General features: G+C 72.1%; 9 protein-coding genes and 2 pseudogenes. 2 read left to right on the forward strand and 9 right to left on the reverse strand.

Features of this window, described 5'->3' with window-relative positions; genetic code table 11:
- The 6 genes and pseudogenes from ACI794_RS20650 to ACI794_RS20675 all read right to left on the reverse strand — a co-directional run.
- Positions 1 to 319 (reverse strand): annotated as a pseudogene (locus tag ACI794_RS20650) (CpaF family protein); the annotation flags it as partial.
- The gene (locus ACI794_RS20655; RefSeq protein WP_456604263.1) at positions 319 to 1,509 is read right to left on the reverse strand and encodes an AAA family ATPase; all 1,191 of its coding nucleotides are present in this window, start codon (positions 1,507 to 1,509) and stop codon (positions 319 to 321) included. The pseudogene ACI794_RS20650 and the gene ACI794_RS20655, both read right to left, overlap by 1 nt.
- Entirely contained in the window at positions 1,506 to 2,303 is a 798-nt protein-coding gene (cpaB, locus tag ACI794_RS20660; RefSeq protein ID WP_456604262.1) for a Flp pilus assembly protein CpaB, read from the reverse strand. Before cpaB ends, ACI794_RS20655 begins: the two co-directional genes overlap by 4 nt.
- Before the next feature lie 34 nt (positions 2,304 to 2,337).
- Positions 2,338 to 3,300: a pilus assembly protein TadG-related protein gene (locus ACI794_RS20665; RefSeq protein WP_456604261.1), complete on the reverse strand. Its 963-nt coding sequence runs from the start codon at positions 3,298 to 3,300 to the stop codon at positions 2,338 to 2,340.
- Entirely contained in the window at positions 3,288 to 3,641 is a 354-nt protein-coding gene (locus ACI794_RS20670) for a TadE/TadG family type IV pilus assembly protein (RefSeq protein WP_456604260.1), read from the reverse strand. The genes ACI794_RS20665 and ACI794_RS20670 overlap by 13 nt, the downstream gene beginning before the upstream one ends.
- A 137-nt stretch (positions 3,642 to 3,778) precedes the next feature.
- Positions 3,779 to 4,000 (reverse strand): Flp family type IVb pilin, encoded by a 222-nt coding sequence (locus ACI794_RS20675; RefSeq protein ID WP_456604259.1) that lies wholly within the window; start codon positions 3,998 to 4,000, stop codon positions 3,779 to 3,781.
- Between the two features lie 306 nt (positions 4,001 to 4,306).
- Between ACI794_RS20675 and ACI794_RS20680 the strand changes: the two genes are divergently transcribed.
- Positions 4,307 to 4,615, forward strand: coding sequence for a hypothetical protein (locus ACI794_RS20680; RefSeq protein ID WP_456604258.1), 309 nt, complete (start codon positions 4,307 to 4,309; stop codon positions 4,613 to 4,615).
- The gene (locus ACI794_RS20685) at positions 4,606 to 5,418 is read left to right on the forward strand and encodes an HTTM domain-containing protein (RefSeq protein WP_456604257.1); all 813 of its coding nucleotides are present in this window, start codon (positions 4,606 to 4,608) and stop codon (positions 5,416 to 5,418) included. Before ACI794_RS20680 ends, ACI794_RS20685 begins: the two co-directional genes overlap by 10 nt.
- Here the strand turns inward: ACI794_RS20685 and ACI794_RS20690 are convergent.
- From ACI794_RS20690 to ACI794_RS20700, 3 genes and pseudogenes are all read right to left on the reverse strand, one after another.
- Positions 5,408 to 6,316, reverse strand: a complete 909-nt coding sequence (locus ACI794_RS20690) for a type II secretion system F family protein (RefSeq protein ID WP_456604256.1) — start codon at positions 6,314 to 6,316, stop codon at positions 5,408 to 5,410. The genes ACI794_RS20685 and ACI794_RS20690 overlap by 11 nt on opposite strands.
- Positions 6,317 to 6,380: 64 nt before the next feature.
- Positions 6,381 to 7,322: a type II secretion system F family protein gene (locus ACI794_RS20695; protein WP_456604255.1), complete on the reverse strand. Its 942-nt coding sequence runs from the start codon at positions 7,320 to 7,322 to the stop codon at positions 6,381 to 6,383.
- A pseudogene (locus ACI794_RS20700) lies at positions 7,322 to 7,656 on the reverse strand (CpaF family protein); the annotation flags it as partial. The gene ACI794_RS20695 and the pseudogene ACI794_RS20700, both read right to left, overlap by 1 nt.

A 7,656-nucleotide genomic window follows, 5' to 3' on the forward strand; every position in this document is an offset into this window, starting at 1 on the left:
CCTCGTCCAGCTCCCGCAGCACCAGCGCGCGCAACTGCTCCTCGGCCAGCGACGGATCGCTCATCCGAGCACCCATCCGCTCGAACAACGCCTTCGCCACCCGGTCCTTCAACCGCCCCAACGCATCCACCGGCGTCATCACAGGCGCAGGCGGGCGGGGGCTCGACGGCTTGGTCGGGGACGACGCCACCGGCCGGTCGGCGATCACCTCCGCGCGAGGCTCGAGAAGCAGGGAAGGCGCCGGGCCGGCGACTCCGGCCGGTTGCGGCCGGGAGGCCGCCCGTCCGCGGCTCGCGTCCAGCCGCTCGCCCAGGCGCATCAGGAGGCCGCCTTCTGACGGGACCAGAATCCGCTGGACCTGGGAGCAGCCGCGACCCCGAACCGCTCGAGCAGCCGGCGCATCTCCTTGGTGGCGGGGTCGCGCTTGAGGTCCATCGACAGCAGCGGGACGCCCTGGTTCGTGGACGCCGGCACAGCCGCCGACCGCGGCAGCACGACGTCGACGCCCGTACCGAGAGCGAGCTCGACGTCGGAGAGGGCGAGGCCGTGCTTCGGGTCGGCGAAGTTCATGACCACGTGCCGGCCGGAGGGCAGCAGGTCCAGCTCACCGAGGACGTCGATCTCCTTGCGGAGCCCGCGGATGCCCGGCACGTCCATGCTGCTGAGCAGGACGGCGTCGGATGACTTGTCCAGGGCGGCGAGCGTCTGCTCCGACAGCCCGGGCGCGGTGTCCACGACGACGTACCGGAACTGGCGGGCCAACGCCGCGAGCAGCCGGCTGACGTCGTCAGCGGTCACCGTGTCCCCCGCCGCCGGCGACTCCGACCCGCACACCGCGAACAGCCCGCTCGGGTGCTGGGTGAGGAAGGTCTTCAAGACCATCGTGTCCTCGCTGGCCCGGCCGTGCACGGCATCGGGCAGCGTGTACTCCGGCTGCAGGCCGAGGGCCGTGGCCACGTCACCGAACTGCACGTCCAGGTCCACCACGACGGTCGACTGCGGCGCCACCGCGGCCAGGCCGACGGCCAGGTTCGTGGACACGGTGGTCTTGCCGACCCCGCCCTTCGGCGACAGGACGGAGATGACCCGCCCGGGGGCCGAGGGCCGGCCGGCGACCGGGCCGAGCACCTGCCGGCGACCCAGCGCCGCCAGCGCGGCCCGCTCGGTGACCTCGCGGAGCTCGGGAACGTCGGCGTCCGGTGCGACGACGTCCCGGATGCCGGCGCGCATGACGGCCGGCCACAGCTCCGGGGTGGGCGCGGCGACGAGCACGACGCTGATCCCGGGCCAGGCGGCGTCGAGGGCACCGGCCAGCGCGAGGACATCCTCGACCGGGGCAGCGGGGCCGAGGACGACGACGGCGGGCAGGTCGCCGGCCGGCAACTGCTCGAACAGCCGGATCGGCTCCCGAGGCACTCGTCCCGGGGGCAGCACGACCACGTCGGGCCGTGCGGCGCGCAGCCGCTCGATCAGGTCCGGGGTGCCCCCCGCGAGGACGATGCCGCTCACTCTTCCGACCCCCCGTTGGCGGCGGTGAGGCCGGCGAGCGCGTCACCGTAGATGTTGTTCTGCGTGACGATCCCGGTGCCGGAGGTGTCCGCACCCTCGGGCTCCAGTGCGAGCCAGACGCTGGCGTGCTCCATGCCGAACACCACCTTCTCGGCGTCGCGGGCGGGCAGGGCGACGGTGACCATGAGGCTGCTCGACGGGGCGGCGGTCCCGGTCGCGGCCGTCTCGGTCGAGCCCTCGGCCGGCGCCGCAGGGGCCGGCGCCCCCTGCACCTGGGTGACCAGGACGCCGTGCAGGACGGAGTGAGTCGTACCGGTCTTCTTGTCGTTGGCGTCCTCGAGGTCCATGGAGATGTAGACGCCGATCTCGTCGCCGGCGGCCAGCCGGCCACCGATCACGCGCTGCGGCTCGAGCAGGAAGCTGACCTCGGAGAAACCCGGGGGCACCTCCACGAGGCCCGGTGGCTGCAGTGCGGATTCGTCGGCGAAGCGGCTGGCCAGCAGCTGCTCACCCGGCTGCAGCGCCACGGTCGTCACGCGGTTCCCGAGGTCGGCCAGGTCGCTCACGCTCCCGGTGGCCGCCACCTTGGCGGGGATCTGCTCCAGCCGGACGGATCCGGTCAGCTCTCCCGCGGCTGTTCCTTCCTGCACAGGCGCGGTGACAACGAGGACCGGGGTCGTCTGGACCCCTTCGAGGGCCCGGGCGTCGGCCCCGCGGACGTAGGACACCAGCACGACGGTGCCCACGACCGCGAGACCGAGCGCGAGCACGGCGGCGAGAATGCGGCGGTTCACTCATTTCCCCCTTGAGTGGATGGAGCTCGAAGAGTCAGGCGACGAGCCGGACGGCCACGGCGCCGAGATCGGGTGCGGTCGGATCAGGCGTGAAGGCATCCGTCGAGTCGACGAACTCGGTGAAGTAGCCCGCGATGCACCGCTCCTCGCCCTTGCAGGGCTTCGGGGTGCTGTAGTACTGGCCGGCGAAGTTGTACCCGGTGATCGTGAAGGCGGCGTAGCCGTAGATCCGGTACCAGGCGTTGGAGCCGGTGTCGCCGGACTCGTCGAAGATCGGCAGCAGCACGGTCGTCCCGACGAGGCCGGCGAAGTAGTCCGGCGTGCACTCCGCTGGGACGCTCGCTCCCGGCGAGGAGTCCACGATCCCGTCGACCGTGGAGGTCGCCCCGCACACGTCCGGGTCGGTCTCCAGCCAGCCGAACCCCCCGGGGACCTCGAGGCCCGACGGCCCGGTGCAATTCGTGTCGTCGGTCTTGGTCCACTCGATCACGATCGGGTCGGTGCCGGTCGGCGTTCCCCCGTCGGTCTGCGCATCGAAGGCACACCAGGAGAAGGCCAGCGGCAGGACGGCGGTTCCTCCACCGGGGGCGTCCCACCGGACGGTGGCGCTGGCGGAGACGTCGGTCGATTCGAACCCCAGGACCGGGGCGAGCCAGTGGCCCTGCGTCCCCGGGTTGACCACGGTGACCTCGTCGGCCCCGAGGGTCACCGTCGGGGTTCCGTGGACGGAACCGGCTTCGTCGTAGTTGGCGCTGGTCAGGAAGTCGGCGGTCGTCTGGCGGTCCGCGCAGGCCGGCAGGGCGGCCGCGCAGTCGTGGCCGATGGCCAGCGCGGCGGCGTCGGCGCCGTTCTGCAGCTGCTGCCGCTCGGAGTAGACGGCGGCGATGTCGACGGCCAGGGCGCCGAAACCGAGGAGCGGGACCATGAGCAGGGCGACCAGGACGGCGGAAGCGCCCCGTTCACCGTGCAGCCGGCGGCAGACGCTCAGCCGTTGCATCGCATGACCCCGTCCGCGTCCAGGGTGATGGTGTCGCCGAGGAACCCGGTGAGGAACGGCATCGGATAGGTGACGGTGACGATGGCGTTGGTGCCGGCAGGTGCCCCGTCACACGTGGCCGGCGAGACGGTGACGCCACCGGAGGTGACGCCGGGGTTCAGGGAGGTGCTGGCGGACTGCACCGCCGCCTCCACGGCCGCCTCGTCGCCCTGGAGGGCCAGGACCCGCGCGCCTTCACGGGCGGCGGCGGCCAGCGTGGCCTGCACCTGGAAGGCGCGGCCGAACTCCACGATGCCGAGCACCAGGACGATCAGCAGCGGCACAATCAGCGCGAACTCCACCGCTGCCGCACCACGCTCTGAACGCATCTCCCCCACGACTTCCCCCCGGTTGGTGTATCTGCGACCTGTGTGCCGCGGTCAGCGGCGCAGCGACCAGACGGCCGCCGCACCGCCGACCACGGAGCGCGGCGCTGAGGTCAGGGCGTGGCGCCGGGGAGCGTGCCGCCCAGGCTGGTGACGATCGAACGGAACAGCGTGTCCAGGCGACCGCCGAGCGCGGTCACGGCGACGATGATCACGACCGCGATCAGGCCGACCATCAGGCCGTACTCGACGGCGGTGGCGCCCTTCTCGTCCTTCTTCAGGCGGTCCTGGGCGACGGCGGCCAGGCAGACGAGGTTGGTGTAGAGGCTGAGCATGGTGGGTTCTCCCCCCGTGTCGCCGAACCGGGTAGGGCCTCGTGGCCCGCCCTCGCGGCTGGAAGGAGACTGCAGTCACGGAGAGTGGTCGGAACAGGGGTTACCACCGAGTGGGTGACGCACTTCTCCCCCCTTCGAGGCAGATGCGCACCGTCAGGGTGACCACGGAACGTAGCCGGAGTGCTGAGCGGCCGTCACATCCCGCCGCGCGCGCACGGGTGTCGCTGCACGAGGAAGGCTTTCGGCGTCCCGATGATGGCTCGCATGCGCCTGCCTGGACCCCTGAGATCCCGTCGCCCGGCCGGCGTGCGGGAGTGGGCCCTGGTCGCGGTCCTCGGCGCGCAGGTGACCGTGCCGGCGGTGGCCCTCCTCGACGCCCCACCGACGCGGTTCGGGTTCCAGATGTACTCGGCCCAGGGCGGCGTCGTGGTGACGGCGATCGACGCGAGGGGCCGGGAGTTCTCGCCCGACCTGGAGGAGTCGCTCGCCGGTGTCATGCGGCCGGAGTTCGACTGGACGACCGTGCTGCCCGAGTACGTGTGCGATGTCGTCCCCCGAGCCGTCCAGGTGACCGTGGAGCAGCCGGACCAGGAGAGGACCGTCCGGTGCGGCTGACCCCCCTCCAGGCCCATCCGCGGCCGGTTGCGGTGGCCCGGATCGGGCTGGGCATCGCCGCGATCGCCAACAGCGTCGAGATGTACGTCCTACTGCGGGGCATCGCCGGGGGGAAGCTCGCCCTACCGGTCCACGGGGTGATCCCGAGCCCGACACCACTGGCAGCGCACGTCTACCTGGTTGCGGCCGTCGTGGCGGGTGTAGCCCTCACCGTGGGTTGGCGGACGACGACGGCCGCCGTCGCGACGGTGGCGCTCAACGTCGGGGTGTTCCTGTGGGACCAGCAGACGTACAGCAGCCACCGGCTGCTGGGCACCCTCCTCGTCGCCTACCTGGTGTTCGCTCGTTCCGATGCGGCGTGGTCGCTGTCCTCGCGCGCGGGGCCGGTGCCGTGGTGGCCACAGCTCCTGATGATGTCCCAGCTGTCGGTGTGCTACTTCTTCGCCGCCATCAGCAAGGTCAACGTCGTCTTCCTGTCCGGGGCTCCGCTGTCGCTGTGGGTCTGGATGCCTCTTCCGTGGTGGCTGTTCACCCTCATGGCCGCGGGCACTGTGGCGGGGGAATTGTTCCTGGCGTTCGGTCTCTGGCACCGGTCGACGGTGCGGGCCGCCGCGACATTCGGCGTCGCGCTGCACATCTCGATCGTCGTGCTGCTGGAGGACCAGACCGTCCCCCTGACGGCCTTCGGGCTCACATGCCTGTGCCTGTACGGCCTCTTCCTGCATCGCCCGGACGTCATGGTGACGGCTCCCGCGGATTCCCGCCCGGGTACTTCGGACGAGGCCGAGCCGGTCAGCCGCTGAAGGCCTCGGCGATGTCCATGGCGGCGGGCCCGAGCAGCACGATGAACAAGGTCGGCAGGATGCACAGGATGAGGGGGAAGATCACCTTGACCGGGATCTGCATGGCCTTCTCCTCCGCGCGCTGGCGGCGCTTGAGGCGCATCTCGGCGGCCTGGGTGCGCAGTACGTCGGCGATCGACACGCCGTAGGCGTCCGCCTGCACCACCGCTCGGATGAACCGGCGGAGGTCCTGGACACCGGTGCGCTCCGCCGTGGCCAGGTATGCGTCGCGGCGCGGCTGGCCGACGGCGATGTCCTGCAGCGTCCGGGTGAGCTCCTCGGCCAGCGCGCCCTTCCCGTTCTTCGCGGCGCGCGCCATGGCCGACTCGAAGCCGAGCCCGGCTTCCACCGCGATGGTCATCTGGTCGAGGGTGTCGGCCAGCTCCAGGCCGATCGCCTGCCGGCGCTCCTGGCCCCGGCTGTACAGCAGCAACTCGGGGACGAAGTACGCGACCAGGGTCACCGTCCCGCCGAACAACCCGCCGAGCGCACTCGGCTGCGCGCTGAGCACCAGCAGGCTCAGCGCCCCGGCGACCATCGCGAGAACCAGCTTCGCCGCGACCAGCTTGGCCACCGGCCAGGCGGCCGGTCGGCCGGCGGCGCCCGCCAGCCGGTTGAGCCGGTCCGTCGTCCCTCGCGGGGTCAGGTAGCCAACGAGGCGCGCGGCGGGACCGAGGCGCGTTCGGCTACTCCGCTGCCCCGCACCGCCGGGGACGTCGAGTCCGCGCGCCAGGTTCGCCTGCGCTTGTGCGGCCACGCCGTGGGTGCGGGGCAGGCAGGCCCAGCCGAGGATCGGCACACCGAGAGCCACTGCGGCGACGGCGGCCAGGACCGGACCGGGCATGGCCGGGATCAGCACGGGTCCTCCTGCGGAGTGACGACGAGGACCGTGGTCCGGTTCCCCTGCGAAGCAGCGATGGTCATCAGAACCGGATCGCCACGGTCTTCTTCAGCCACAGGCCGCCGACCAGCATCATGACGGCCGCGACCCCCAGCATCGTGTAGCCGGCCAGGCTCTCGGTGAACGCCGAGAGATAGCTCGGATTCGTGAGCGAGAGAAACACGGTGATGCCGAAGGGCAGGGCCATGAGCACGGTCGCGGAGAGCTTCCCTTCGGCGGAGAGCGCCTTGACCTGGCGGCGGATGGCGTTGCGCTCCCGGATGGTGTCGCCGACGGCGTCCAGCACCTCGGCGAGGTTGCCGCCGACCTCGCGCTGGATGGCGATGGCCTGGGCCACCCAGGTGAAGTCCTCGCTGCCCATCCGCTCGGCGACCTCGTCGAGAGCGTCGGTGAGGTCCCGGCCGACGCGGGTCTCGTTGATGATCCGGGCGAACTCCTCCGACGTCGGGGCGTCAGCCTCGGTGGCGACGGAGTCCATCGCCCGGAGGATGCTGTGCCCGGCGCGCAGGCTGCTGGCCATCAGCTGCAGCGAGTCGTCGAGCTGGTCGGCGAACGCGGCCCGCCGCCGCCCGGCCCTGAACCGCAGCAGCACCCGGCTACCCAGAACGACCACGATCGGGAGCAGCAGACCGAGCACGAGCCCGCCCACCAGCGCCCCGAGCACGGCGGCGACGGTGGCGACGAGTCCGACCGCCAGGACGAAGTCGGTCAGCTGCATCGCGACGCCGGCCTGCTCGAGCGTCATCGCGCCGGACGCTGCCCAGCCTCGCCGCGCGAGCACGCGGCCGACGGCGACGCCTGCGGCCGACCCCATCCCGGACAGCGCCGAGGTCGTCGGCGCCGCTGTCGGGTCGACCCGGCTCAACGGCACCCGCGGCGGCCCGGCCGGCAGCACGGCGACGGCGACGAGGAAGACGCCGCCGGCCACCGCGACCAGCCCGGCGAGCAGCAGCACCGGCGACATCAGCCCCAGCTCCGTCGGGCCGCGGTGGCCGGCTCGGCCACGCCGAAGACGCGGGGGGAGAGGGTGATGCCCATGTCGGTGAAGCGGTCGGTGAAGCGGGGGCGGACACCGGTGGGCACCGGCTTGCCCAGGAAGCGGCCGGTGACCGGGTCGACCCCGGCGGAGTAGTCGAACAGGAACGCGTCCTGCAGGGTCACCGTCTCCCCTTCCATGCCCTGGACCTCGGTGACGTGGGTGACCCGCCGGGTGCCATCCCGCAGCCGGGTCAGCTGCACCACCACGTCGACGGCCGAGGCGATCTGCTCCCGGATCGCCCGCAGCGGCAGGTCCATCC

It is taken from the genome of Blastococcus sp. SYSU DS0541, assembly GCF_054050875.1.